Source organism: Bradyrhizobium sp. S69 (assembly GCF_009766005.1).
Taxonomy (GTDB): domain Bacteria; phylum Pseudomonadota; class Alphaproteobacteria; order Rhizobiales; family Xanthobacteraceae; genus Bradyrhizobium.
Genome location: NZ_LMUK01000019.1, coordinates 31,302 through 42,915, shown reverse-complemented (window position 1 = coordinate 42,915; position 11,614 = coordinate 31,302). Strand labels below are relative to the sequence as shown.

Here is an 11,614-nt window from a genome sequence, read left to right as displayed (position 1 = left end):
TGGATTGCGTTTCACCTTGAAGCCGGTGATCTGGTAAGGACGGCGTCGGCCGTCGCTGTCCGTCGATCAAGCGGCTAGGTGTGCCTGCCGGCCAAGCCCAATCGCGCCTTGACCTCGGCGATCTTGGCACGGCTGACCGGCACCCGATGCGGCGAGGGGCCATCGAGTTCGACCACAGCACCATCGCCTTCCTTGCGCACGAAGGTGACGTGCGGGATCGCCACGATGTGGCTGCGGTGCACCCGGACGAACAGCCCGGGGTCGAGCTGGGCTTCGGCCTCGGAGATCGACCACGGACACATCCGCTCGCGGGTGCCGTCATGGACCTTGGTATAGTGGGCGTCGGCGCGGACGCTGCGCACATCGGCGGTATCGATGAAATGGGTGCCATCGGCGCCCTCGACCGGAAGCCGCGGCGCCGGCGCGGCGCGCGGCGGCTGGCCGATACCGCCGAGCGGCGTCGGCCGCAGCCGCGAACCGGGCGTCGCCGCAAGCTCACCAGCCGGGAGGGCATCGGCCTCAAGGCCAGCCGCTTCCACCAACGGGACGGCTCTATCGTCGGGCGCTTTGCGGCGCGGCTCCGGCACCAGCGACAGTAAAAACCCCGCTGCGATCACAAAACACAGCAGCGCCACCACCAACGACAGGATCTGCGGCGATGCGGCGAGACCCTCGATGTGGTGGTGCGCGCCTTCGGACGCCGGAACAAACTGCATGCCGGCCATCGCGGTATAGTGCATGCCCGATACCGCGATCCCGAATGCGACCGCGCTCAGGATCAACTGCACGCCGCCCTGCCGGGCCAGGAACGCGCGCAAGCCGCCATAGGCCGCGGCGATCGCGATCAAGGCCGAGAGCACGACCATCGCGCCCTCATGCTCCATCGCGAAGCCGCCGGACAGGCCGTGCATGCCGACATAATGCATGCTGACGATGCCAAGCCCGAGCAGCACCGCCGAAGACACCACCCGCAACAGCGAGGGCTCGCCGACGCTGACAAAGAACAGCGAAACCCCCACCACCAGGGCGCAGATCAGGAACGATACGATGGTCGGCAACACCAGATAGACGGTGCCTGACGGCAGCGGCGCCGCCAGCATGCCGACGAAATGCATGGTCCAGATGCCGACGGCAAGGAAGCCCGCGGCGCCGGCCAGCAGCACGCGATGGCTCACATCCGGCGTCCCGCGGATACGTGCCGCGAGGCCGAAGCCGGTGTATCCTCCCAGAATCGCGATCACCACCGAGAGCGCGACGAGATAGGGATCGTGTCCTACGAACATGATCGTCTCGGCCACCCGTCTCCACGGATGTGCCTCCTCCCGCCGCCGAGTTTACAGGTGCGGCGGCGGGAATGACAATCGGCTGATAGGCGCTACGGCAGATAGTTTACTAAACAATCCCCGCCGCCACCTGGCCGCGCAGCCGTTCCAGGCTGTGCAGCGTGTTGGCGCAGGCTTCCGCGACCTCGATGCCTTTGGTGGCAAAATGCTTGCGGAAGAAATCGAAATGCGCCGCACTTTCGTGGAATTGCTGCGGCGTCAGCACCGCCGAGAAGATCGGCACCTCGGTCTTTAGCTGTACATCCATCAGTGCCTTGATCACGGTGTCGGCGACGAATTCATGGCGGTAGATGCCGCCATCGACCACGAGGCCGGCGGCCACGATCGCGGTGTAACGCCGGGTCTTGGCCAGCAACTGAGCGTGCAATGGAATCTCGAACGAGCCCGGCACCTCGAACACGTCGACCTGCGCCGGCGCGATATGGCGTGCCTCGATCTCGGCCAGGAATGCGATACGGCATTCCTCGACCACCTCGCGATGCCAGGACGATTGCACGAACGCGACCCGCTGCGGTTTTGTAAAACGCGGATGCGCCGGCGCCGGAGGAAGATCCGGCGTTTCGGGAACGTGGCTGGTTTGGGTTATTGCTTGGGAGACTTCTTGGGAGACTTCAGGCTCTTGCAACATCTGATTCATGGCTTTCCTCTTTCAGGACCAGAATCAGGGCACACGGAACGAGACAGCCACGCGCCAACGCGCGGGACCTTTCGCAACCGTTCTCTTTCATCCGGACTATGACCGTCGGCTTCGGAATCACACCGAATCTGCTGACCCTTCATTTTCAGTTGCCTGAAGCAGAAGGCGCTCGCGGGCTTGGGCTTCGTCACCCTTACCGCCGGTGGGGATTTTCACCCCGCCCTGAGAACATCGGCCGCCCGGAATGGACGACCTGACGGGAACTATGACGAATCACCGGCGGCCCAGCAAGCGCCTTGGCTCCCGGAAATCTGCATGTCCCCATGCCGCCAGAGCAAAGTCCGCGCGGAAAGTTCCGTGAAAAGAGTCACTTGCGCCGGATTTCCGCGCGGCGGCTGAGGTCGCGCCAAAAGTTAACGAATATGGCGCGGCACGATCCGATTCCGGTTTGTTCTCATCTTAATAATTATGGCGCGCGATGAGCTGTGGACGACGGCGTTTGTCTTGTGGACGGACTCTAGGGTCGGTTGCGCGGATTCCGCAAATCACATCAGTTGATCCTCGCAGGCCCCAATTGTTCCCAGGCGTTCGGGGGATTGCAGTCGGCAACGACGCACCGGTTCTCGCGCGGGCCGGACCCCGTATGCGTATCAACAGAATCAAGAAATAAGGTCGAGACGGAAATGTCCCTCCTCGAAGGCATGATCGATTCCCGGAACAACCCGCTTGCGGTGGTCGAGGATATCGCAGCCGACAATAACTGGTCGTTCGAACGCTCGGGCGAAGACGAAGTGACGATCGTGTCCAAGGGCGACTGGACCGATTATCAATTGTCCTTCACCTGGATGAACGAGATCGAGGCGCTGCATCTGGCGTGCGCCTTCGACATGAAGATTCCCGAGCCGCGGCGCGCCGAAGTGCAGCGGCTGATCGCGGCGATCAACGAGCAATTGTGGGTCGGCCATTTCGATATCTGGACCCACACCGGCATGATCATGTACCGGCAGGCGCTGGTGCTGCCAGGCGGCATGACCGCCTCGACCGCGCAATGCGAGACCATGCTGGTCAGCGCCATCCACGCCTGCGAACGTTATTACCCGGCGCTGCAATTCGTGGTCTGGGCCGGCAAGACCGCCGCCGAGGCCATGACGGCGGCGATGTTCGATACGCAGGGCGAGGCGTAGGGTTCGCGCTCCACATTCAGCGTGGTCCCGGCGCAGGCCGGGATCCATACGCCGTGTCACCGACGTTCAAGCAAGATGCTTGTGGCCTTTCTTGCGTTTTACTAGAAACGCAGGGGTTATGGGTCCCCGCGTTCGCGGGGACGACGCAGGAATTTGCTTCTAATGTCTTCAACCACCACCAGCTCGCTAAAAAATCTTTCTGGCACCATCGCGCTCGCCGGCGCGGGAAAGATGGGCGGCGCGATGCTGGCGGGCTGGCTGGCCGGAGGGCTCGACGCCAAACAAGCCGTCGTGATCGAGCCTCAGCCTTCGGACGACATCAACGCGCTGGTCAAAACCGGCGTTCGCCTCAATCCGCCGACCCAGGATGTCGGCGCCGTCGAGACGCTGGTGATCGCGGTAAAACCGCAATCGTTTGCCGAGGCCGGCGCCAAACTGAAACCGCTGGTCGGACCATCGACGCTGGTGGTCTCGATCATGGCCGGCGCCACCATCGCATCGATCTCGCAGATCTGCGGCGGCGCCGTGGTTCGCGCCATGCCCAACACGCCGGCCGCGATCGGCCGCGGCATCACGGTCGCGGTAGCCGCCAACACTGTCAGCGCCGCGCAGCGCGCGACCACCGACGCGCTGTTGCGCGCCGTCGGTTCGGTCGAGTGGGTCGATGACGAACAATTGATGGATGCGGTGACCGCGGTCTCCGGCTCCGGTCCCGCCTATATCTTTCTGCTGGCCGAAGAACTCGCACGCGCCGGCGTCGAGGCTGGCCTGCCGGCCGAACTTGCAACCAGGCTGGCGCGCGAAACCGTCGCCGGCGCCGGCGAATTGCTGCGCCGCTCGGAAGCCTCCTCCGCGACCTTGCGCCAAAACGTGACCTCGCCCGGCGGCACCACCGCCGCAGCACTTGAAGTGCTGATGGGAGCGGGCGGCATGCAATCGCTATTGATCCGCGCGGTCGCGGCGGCGACGAAGCGCTCGAAGGAACTGGCGAAGTAGGTTTTCTTTCGGCCGCCAACTAAATAAAAGCCGTCATCCTGAGGAGCGCGCTCTTGCGCGCGTCTCGAAGGATGGCCGCACGCACGATGCTGAACACCATCCTTCGAGACGCGGCGAAGACGCCGCTCCTCAGGATGACGGTTGTTATGTGACGGGGTCAGCCGGTGGCGGCTTCAGCCACAGTGATGCGCGACTACTTCTTGCCGAACTGCGCTGTAAAGCTCGCGAGATTGACCAGGCCGCGGGCGTGGCGGCCTTCGCCGATCCGGCGCTTGTCATCGAAGGCTTCGACCTCGAAGCGGATCACCCGGCGTTCCACCGCGACCACCTTGGCGGTGGTGCGTACCGTGGCGCCGACCGGCGTCGCCGCGAGATGGCGGATATCGACCTCGGTGCCGACGGTGATCCAGCCTTGCTCCAGCACGGCTGCGATGGCGTCGCCGGACGCCATCTCCATCTCCAGGATCATCATCGGCGTCGCATAGACCATCGGCATGTGCGAGACGAAATGCCCGACCGTCCGCTCGGGCGGCACCACCAGCGTGCGCTCCGCGCTCATGCCGACCTTGATGACGTCGCGTGCGTCCATCGGACCCTCTATCAGCGTCGTCCCGGCCTTGAGCCGGGACCCATACGCCGAGGAATTCGCGTTGGAACGATGAGGCTAACGCCTTCAACAACACCAACGCGAGGGGTTATGGGTCCCCGCCCCCCGTGCGCAATTGCGCACTAGGCGGGGACGACGAGAAACCTACTTCTTCGCGGCAGCCGCGCGTTCGACAAAAGTCTTGCCGCCCTTCATCTTGTGGGCGAGCGGCGCTTCGTTGATCTGGATCACGACCGCATCGGCGTCGACGCCGAGGTTTTTCACCAGCGCTTGCGTGATGTCGCGCATCATGCCGGCCTTCTGCTCGTCGGTGCGGCCGGTGGCCATGCTCACGGTAATCTCAGGCATTTTGTTGCTCCCTTTGCTCTTGCTACGTTACTCGCCAGACCGTTGTTGCCGGACATAGCCGTCTGAAGGACGGCGTCTCTCCCGTTCGCCTATGTCCGGTAATCCATCATTTTAAAGATGGATGCGCGGGTCAAGCCCACGCATGACGGAATTACTATCCCCACTTCACATCATGCCGCGCCAGCACTTCACGCACTTTTGCGACCAGTTCGTCCTCGCCGCAAGAAAACTGCGCCGGACGGGTCTCGCGCCATTCCGCGTTGGAGGCAATCGCGGCAGCCGCCTTGGCGCCCTCGATCAAATCTTTGATCTGCACCTCGCCGCGCGCCTTTTCGTCCGAGCCCTGGATGATCACGCAAGGCGAATGGCGGCGGTCGGCATATTTGAGCTGGTTGCCCATGTTCTTGGGATTGCCCAGATAAAGCTCGGCGCGGATGTTGGCGTTGCGAAGTTGCGCGACCATCTTCTGGTAATCGGCGACGCGGTCGCGATCGAACACGGTGACGACCACCGGCCCAAACACAGGCGTGGTGTCGATCTTGCCGAGCATCGTCAGCGCCGCCTGCAGCCGCGACACGCCGATGGAGAAACCGGTCGCCGGCACCGGTTCGCCGCGAAACCGCGAGACCAGCCCATCATAGCGCCCGCCGCCGCCCACCGAGCCGAAGCGGACAGGACGGCCTTTTTCGTCTTTTGTCTCCAGCGTGAGTTCAACCTCGTAGACCGGGCCGGTGTAATATTCGAGACCGCGAACCACGGAAGGATCGATGCGGATGCGATCGTCGCCGTAGCCGGAAGCTGCGATCAATTTCGCGATTTCTTCCAGTTCGCTGACGCCCGCTTTGCCGGTTTCACTTTTCGCCAGATAGGTCTCGGCCTGCGCGACCGCTTGCTTCCAGTCGTCCCGCTTTTGCGTAACAGCCAGAACGATGTCGGCATCCGCCGCACTCAGCGCAGCGCCTTTGGTAAAATCACCTTTACCTTCTTCACCGCCGTCCCATCGTCCGGGACCAAGCAGCTTGCGCACTTCATCGGCCGGAAATTTATCGAGCTTGTCGATCGCGCGCAGCACCGTCAGTCGTCGGCCGGCATTTTCGTCGCCGGAGAGTCCAATCGCCTCCAGCACCCCATCGAGCACCTTGCGGTTGTTCACCTTCACCACATAGCTGCCGCGCGGAATGCCGAGCGCTTCCATCGTATCCGCCGCCATCATGCACATCTCGGCGTCCGCGGCGGGTGACGCACTGCCGACCGTATCGGCATCGAACTGCATGAACTGGCGGAAGCGGCCGGGGCCGGGCTTTTCGTTACGGAATACCCAGCCGTGACGATAGCTACGATACGGAAGAACCAGGTTTTCGGTTCCGTAGTTTTCTCCGACGTAGCGCGCCAGCGGCGCGGTCAGGTCGTACCGCAGACTGATCCACTGCTCGTCGTCGTCCTGGAACGAGAACACGCCCTCATTGGGCCGGTCCTGATCGGGCAGAAACTTGCCGAGCGCGTCGGTGTATTCCATCGCCGGGGTTTCGACCGGCTCAAACCCGTAGCGCTCATAGACCTCGCGAATCTTGTCGGTCATCGCCCGCGTTGCTGCGATCGCGGCGGGGCCACGATCCTCCAGCCCGCGCGGCAGCCGGGCTCTCAGTTTCTGCGGTTTTTTGGGTTTGTCGGCCATGGCTGGTTGGTACCAGCGTGGGCGCGGCGCGGCAACCCGGTTCGATGTGTCGCCACAGCGCCTAATGCCTTAGCGGCTCCATCTGCGCGCGCATGGCGTCGGCTTCTTCTTTCGGCATCGACTTGAGGAGGAGTTTGATGGTCTCTCCGCCGACGACCTTTCCATTTCGGATGAACAACCAATCGGTGATATCGGCCTGTTTGAATTCGACCTGATCGCCCTCGTTCTTGTCGGGCAGATCGCTCGGCTGATTAGCGAACCGGCCGGAAAAATTGCCATCTGGAAGCTTCTCCACCTCGCTCATCCAGATGTGCTCAAAGCGGTGGGGGCCGACCGCAAATCGAACTTTCAGCCCGTGTCCGGTTTCGGATGGCTTCGGCGCATCAAAGGATGCCCAGAACATGGGAAGCGTATCGCGAGCACGCGCGATCGCAGCGTTCATATCCACGTCGGCGCTGGTAATTTTGACAATCGGTGGGTCTTCGGCCATCTCGTAAGCACTCCCCCACGAATTATATGACCTTCCTGATCCAGTCGTGCGGGTCGTTGGTGCGGCCGTACTGGATGTCGACCAGCTTTTTGCGCATGCCCATGGCGACGGGGCCGGCGACGCCGCCGCTGATCAGGAAATCGCCGCTCGCCGAACACACCTTGCCGATCGGCGAGATCACGGCGGCGGTGCCGCAGGCGAACGCCTCTTTCAGCCGGCCGCTGGCGGCATCGGCGCGGAACTGATCGATCGTGTAGGCCTCCTCGCGCACGCGGGTGCCGGAATCCTTGGCCAAAGCGATGATCGAATCCCGCGTGATGCCCGGCAGGATGGTGCCGAGCGGCGGCGTCAGCAGCGAACCGTCATCGAACACGAAGAAGACGTTCATGCCGCCGAGTTCCTCGATGTAGCGGCGCTCGACCGCATCGAGGAACACGACCTGATCGCAGCCATGATCGATGCCCTCGGCCTGCGCGCGCAGGCTCGCGGCATAGTTGCCGCCGCATTTGACGGCGCCGGTGCCGCCGACCGCTGCGCGCGTGTAATTCTCCGACACCCAGATCGACACCGGCGCGGGTCCGCCCTTGAAATAGGAGCCGACCGGCGAGGCGATCACCGCGAAGATATATTCGGAGGATGGTTTGACGCCGAGGAACACCTCGCTCGCGATCATGAACGGCCGCAAATAGAGACTGCCCTCGCCGCCCGGGATCCAGGCGCGATCGATCCGCACCAGCTGCTCGACCGCTTCGATGAACACCGGCGCAGGAATCGGCGCCATCGCCATCCGATCGGCCGAATTGTGGAAGCGCTTGGCATTGGCGTCGGGGCGGAACAGGTTCACGCCGCCGTCGTCGCGGGTGTAGGCCTTGAGGCCTTCGAAAATCTCCTGCGCGTAATGCAGCACCGCCAGGGCCGGATCGAGCGGGAAATTGGCGCGGGATTCGACGCGCGCGCCATGCCAGCCCTTGGCCTGATTGTAGCGGACGATCGCCATGTGATCGGTGAAGATACGGCCGAAGCCGGGATCCACCAGCCTTGCCGCGCGCTCCGTCTCGGGCGTCGGATTGGCCGTCGGCTGGATTTCGAATTTCAAACTCATTGCTTTGCTTTCTGCGGTCTGAGCCGGCGCGGTCTCCGGTGCGGGCCCATCTCGCCGGGCTTGCAGGACAGATGTATCCAACGAAACTCCCATGGGCTCTCTCCCGGATCGAAGCGCCTTCCGCGCCTATTTGCGCGGTGGTGCGGTTTATTATGCCTGGGCACCTCCGCGCCAGCCCCTGCGGCTGGTTGCCGCTTCGCCTGTCCGAGGACATGCTTTTGCCAACGGCGGAAGTCCAGTATGTTTGCCGAAATGCCGCTCGACAATGTTACGGTCAACAAGTGCCGCGGCGATCGCCGCCAAATCTCAATCTGCCTGGCTTGCTCCGGCCATCGGCAACGTATCCGCCGCACAGCAACGACTTAAAATTTCGCCGTGACTGACAGTTTTGTAACATTGAACCCAAGATACGTCAATATGGCTGACATAAATTTCTCAAATCCTACCCGAGACCCTGACGTCAGGGGAACAGACCGCCCGGCTGCGCCGCGCTCCGGCGACCTGCGCTGGGACATCATCGAGCTGTTGTTCTTCGCCTATCGGGACTTCGTCGGCGACGCCGACAATGAACTGGAAGCGTTCGGTTTCGGCCGCGCGCATCACCGTGTGCTGCATTTCGTCCACCGTTACCCCGGTTTGAAGGTGGCCGATCTGCTCGACGTGCTGCGCATCACCAAGCAGTCGCTGGGCCGGGTGCTCAAGCAATTGCTCGATGAAGGGTATATCGTGCAGCGAACCGGCAATAACGACCGGCGGCAGCGCCTGCTTTTTGCGACCCCAAAGGGTGAGACGCTGGTGGCAAAGCTCGCAGGGCTGCAGACCGATCGGATCACCCACGCGCTGCGCGACATCAACCCGGCCGGCATCGACACGGTCCGCCAGTTCCTGCGCGCCATGATCGACCAGGACGATCCCGACAAGGTGCTGGAAGTGATCCTCAAGCCGGCCGGCGCAACCGCGAAGGCATGAGGAATAGAAAGGCGAAGGAATAGATCTTGGCCCAGGCCGCAACCCTCGTTCAGGCACCGCCCCGACCGGCCGACGACGCGCCGCATCTCTTGCTGGTCGATGACGACCGCCGCATCCGCGATTTGCTGTCGCGCTTTCTGTGCGGCGAAGGCTACCGCGTCACCACCGCGGCGAGCGCCAAGGACGCCCGCGCCAAGCTGCTCGGACTGCATTTCGACATGCTGATTCTCGACGTCATGATGCCCGGCGAAACCGGCTTCGACCTCGCCCGCTTCATCCGCACCTCCTCGTCGGTACCGATCATCATGCTGACCGCGCGCCACGAGGCGGAAAGCCGGATCGAGGGCCTGCAGATCGGCGCCGACGATTACGTGGCAAAACCGTTCGAGCCGCGCGAACTGGTTCTGCGCATCGGCAACATCCTCAAGCGCACCGCGCCGCCGCCGGTCGAGACATTGGAGTCGGTCGCGTTCGGACCTTACGTCTATCATCTGGAGCGTGGCGAACTGCGCCAGGGCGATGAGGTGATCCACCTCACCGACCGCGAGCGCGACATGCTGCGTATCCTGGCGGCGGCGCCGGGCGAAACCGTGCCGCGCGGCGCGCTGACCGGCGGCGACGGCTCGGTCAACGAGCGCGCGGTCGACGTGCAGATCAACCGCCTGCGCCGCAAGATCGAACGCGATCCGGCAAGCCCGTTGTTCCTGCAAGCGGTGCGCGGCATCGGCTATCGCCTGGTCGCATCGCCGTGAACAAACCCGAGATGAAACCGGCCTCATGAGCACGATCGACACCGGCCTGACGCTGATCCGCACCGCCGCCGGCCGCGTCTCCGCGATCAATGGCTGGATGGGCAACGCGTTCAAGGGCTGGATGCCGACCGGGCTCTATGCCCGCGCGCTGTTGATCATGATCGTGCCGATGGTGATCCTGCAATCGGTGGTGGCGTTCGTGTTCATGGAGCGGCACTGGAACACCGTGACGCGGCGGCTGTCGGCCTCGGTGGTGCAGGACGTCGCAGCGCTGATCGACGTCTATAACGGCTATCCGCAGGACAAGGACCGCGCGCAGATCCGCCGGATCGCGCAGCAGCGGCTCAATCTGGTGGTCGACTTCCTCGCCGTCGGCGACATGCCGCCGCCCGGCCCGAAGCCGTTTTTCTCGCTGCTCGACCAGTCGCTCTCGGTACAACTCGGCCGTCAGATCGGCAAACCGTTCTGGATCGATACCGTCGGCAAGTCCAATCTGGTCGAGATCCGGATCCAGCTCGACGATTCCGTGATGCGGGTGTTCGCGCAACGCAGCGCCGCCTACGCGTCGAATTCGGAAATCTTCCTGTTCTGGATGGTCGGGACCTCGTCGATCCTGCTGATCGTCGCGGTGTTGTTCCTGCGCAACCAGATCAAGCCGATCCTGCGGCTGGCCGATGCCGCCGAAAGTTTCGGCAAGGGCCGCGAAGCGCCGAACTTCCGTCCGCGCGGTGCGCGGGAAGTACGCCGCGCCGCCGGCGCATTCCTCGAAATGAAATCGCGCATCGAGCGCTCGATCGAGCAGCGCACCGCGATGCTGGCCGGGGTCAGCCACGATCTGCGCACCATCCTGACCCGCTTCAAGCTCGAACTGGCGCTGATCGGCGACAGTCCCGAACTCGAGGGCATGCGCAAGGACGTCGACGAAATGTCCGGCATGCTGGAGGCCTATCTGGCGTTCGCCCGCGGCGACGGCGGCGAGCACGCACAACCCACCGACATGACCCAGGCGCTGGAGGATTTGCGCAGCGACGCCGAGCGCAACGGCCACACCGCGACGGTGCAATTCCATGGCCTCCCCGTGGTCACGGTAAAGCCCGCCTCCTTCAAGCGCTGCCTCGGCAATCTGGTGTCGAACGCGGCGCGCCACGCCGACGCCATCGCGATCACCGGCCACCGCGATCACCGTTATTTGACCGTGACGATCGACGACGACGGGCCGGGCATTCCGCCCGACATGCGCGAGGAAGTGTTCAAGCCGTTCCTGCGGCTGGACGACGCCCGCAACCAGGATGAGGGCGGCACCGGTCTCGGCCTAGCGATTGCCCGCGACATCGCCCGCTCCCATGGCGGCGACATCATGCTCGGCGACAGCCCGATGGGCGGGTTGCGCGCCACGGTACGGATCCCGGTTTAACGGGTTCTAGAGCACGATGAGATGAGGTTCGATCACCGACTAGGCCGTCATTGCGAGGAGCGACAGCGACGAAGCAATCCATTCTTCGTTTGACGCC

At 63.5% G+C, this 11,614-nt stretch carries 12 protein-coding genes and 1 riboswitch; of the genes, 5 read left to right on the top strand and 7 right to left on the bottom strand.

What is annotated here, in order from left to right; translation table 11 throughout:
* Positions 1 to 74: 74 nt before the first annotated feature.
* Together GSQ88_RS06385 and GSQ88_RS06380 are read right to left on the bottom strand one after the other, a co-directional pair.
* On the bottom strand, positions 75 to 1,283 hold the full coding sequence (locus GSQ88_RS06385) for an MHYT domain-containing protein (protein ID WP_159006542.1): 1,209 nt from the start codon (positions 1,281 to 1,283) through the stop codon (positions 75 to 77).
* Positions 1,284 to 1,392: 109 nt separating this feature from the next.
* Positions 1,393 to 1,980, bottom strand: a complete 588-nt coding sequence (locus GSQ88_RS06380) for a 6,7-dimethyl-8-ribityllumazine synthase (protein ID WP_159006541.1) — start codon at positions 1,978 to 1,980, stop codon at positions 1,393 to 1,395.
* Positions 1,981 to 2,055: 75 nt separating this feature from the next.
* A riboswitch (FMN riboswitch) is annotated at positions 2,056 to 2,214 on the bottom strand.
* 449 nt (positions 2,215 to 2,663) lie between these two features.
* On the opposite strand from GSQ88_RS06380, the gene GSQ88_RS06375 reads away from it, so the two are divergent.
* Positions 2,664 to 3,164 carry a type III secretion system chaperone family protein gene (locus GSQ88_RS06375; protein WP_159006540.1) on the top strand — a complete coding sequence of 167 codons (501 nt, stop codon included), beginning with the start codon at positions 2,664 to 2,666 and terminating at the stop codon, positions 3,162 to 3,164.
* 162 nt (positions 3,165 to 3,326) lie between these two features.
* Positions 3,327 to 4,160, top strand: coding sequence for a pyrroline-5-carboxylate reductase (gene proC, locus GSQ88_RS06370; protein ID WP_159006539.1), 834 nt, complete (start codon positions 3,327 to 3,329; stop codon positions 4,158 to 4,160).
* 193 nt (positions 4,161 to 4,353) lie between these two features.
* Here proC and GSQ88_RS06365 read toward each other — a convergent pair whose 3' ends face one another.
* From GSQ88_RS06365 to GSQ88_RS06345, 5 genes are all read right to left on the bottom strand, one after another.
* A complete protein-coding gene (locus GSQ88_RS06365) occupies positions 4,354 to 4,749 on the bottom strand; it encodes a thioesterase family protein (RefSeq protein ID WP_159006538.1) in 396 nt (131 codons plus the stop codon).
* 162 nt (positions 4,750 to 4,911) lie between these two features.
* Positions 4,912 to 5,115, bottom strand: a complete 204-nt coding sequence (locus tag GSQ88_RS06360) for a tautomerase family protein (RefSeq protein ID WP_159006537.1) — start codon at positions 5,113 to 5,115, stop codon at positions 4,912 to 4,914.
* Between the two features lie 154 nt (positions 5,116 to 5,269).
* Positions 5,270 to 6,790: a histidine--tRNA ligase gene (gene hisS / locus GSQ88_RS06355; RefSeq protein WP_159006536.1), complete on the bottom strand. Its 1,521-nt coding sequence runs from the start codon at positions 6,788 to 6,790 to the stop codon at positions 5,270 to 5,272.
* A gap of 61 nt (positions 6,791 to 6,851) precedes the next feature.
* The gene (locus GSQ88_RS06350; protein ID WP_159006535.1) at positions 6,852 to 7,280 is read right to left on the bottom strand and encodes a YegJ family protein; all 429 of its coding nucleotides are present in this window, start codon (positions 7,278 to 7,280) and stop codon (positions 6,852 to 6,854) included.
* Positions 7,281 to 7,302: 22 nt separating this feature from the next.
* Entirely contained in the window at positions 7,303 to 8,382 is a 1,080-nt protein-coding gene (locus tag GSQ88_RS06345) for a branched-chain amino acid aminotransferase (protein WP_159006534.1), read from the bottom strand.
* A gap of 417 nt (positions 8,383 to 8,799) precedes the next feature.
* Here GSQ88_RS06345 and GSQ88_RS06340 point away from each other — a divergent pair, with 417 nt between their 5' ends.
* Genes GSQ88_RS06340 through GSQ88_RS06330 form a run of 3 tightly spaced genes read left to right on the top strand, consistent with a single transcriptional unit; the run spans position 8,800 to position 11,517 of the window.
* Positions 8,800 to 9,351: a MarR family winged helix-turn-helix transcriptional regulator gene (locus tag GSQ88_RS06340; protein WP_159006533.1), complete on the top strand. Its 552-nt coding sequence runs from the start codon at positions 8,800 to 8,802 to the stop codon at positions 9,349 to 9,351.
* Positions 9,352 to 9,377: 26 nt separating this feature from the next.
* The gene (locus tag GSQ88_RS06335) at positions 9,378 to 10,103 is read left to right on the top strand and encodes a response regulator (RefSeq protein ID WP_159006532.1); all 726 of its coding nucleotides are present in this window, start codon (positions 9,378 to 9,380) and stop codon (positions 10,101 to 10,103) included.
* Positions 10,104 to 10,128: 25 nt separating this feature from the next.
* Positions 10,129 to 11,517 carry an ATP-binding protein gene (locus tag GSQ88_RS06330; protein ID WP_159006531.1) on the top strand — a complete coding sequence of 463 codons (1,389 nt, stop codon included), beginning with the start codon at positions 10,129 to 10,131 and terminating at the stop codon, positions 11,515 to 11,517.
* Positions 11,518 to 11,614 lie beyond the last annotated feature (97 nt).